This is a genomic window from Virgibacillus salexigens, assembly GCF_014905415.1.
In the GTDB taxonomy this organism is placed as follows: Bacteria; Bacillota; Bacilli; order Bacillales; family Amphibacillaceae; genus Virgibacillus; species Virgibacillus salexigens.
Genome location: NZ_BNEO01000074.1, coordinates 1 through 334, shown reverse-complemented (window position 1 = coordinate 334; position 334 = coordinate 1). Strand labels below are relative to the sequence as shown.

The 334-nt window shown below is 32.3% G+C and carries 1 protein-coding gene; it reads left to right on the top strand.

Features of this window, described 5'->3' with window-relative positions:
- On the top strand, nt 1–306 hold a 306-nt coding region (locus JKP73_RS22295; RefSeq protein WP_267903281.1), incomplete at its 5' end, for a hypothetical protein.
- Between the last annotated feature and the right edge of the window lie 28 nt (nt 307–334).

Sequence of the window (334 nt, the reverse complement as noted above, 5' to 3'; positions counted from 1 at the left end):
GAATTATATAAACTCTTTAGCGATGATGATCGGATGCTTCATGAAATTCGCGAAATCACTAATAACGATGAAATGCGTGCCGTAAAATTTGACAATGACGAAAAATATATGAAAAATTTAACGATTATTTCGCAAAAATTTGTTATCCCATATCGCGGTTTTGGTCCACTAACAGTCGTTGGACCTGTAGAAATGGATTATCAAAGGACGTTATCAGTTCTTGACTTAGTTGCTAAAGTTTTAACTATGAAGCTGAGTAACTATTATCGTTATCTTGATGGTAACCATTATGAAATTAGTAAATGATAAAAAAGTTATTTAAAAAAGGAGGGCC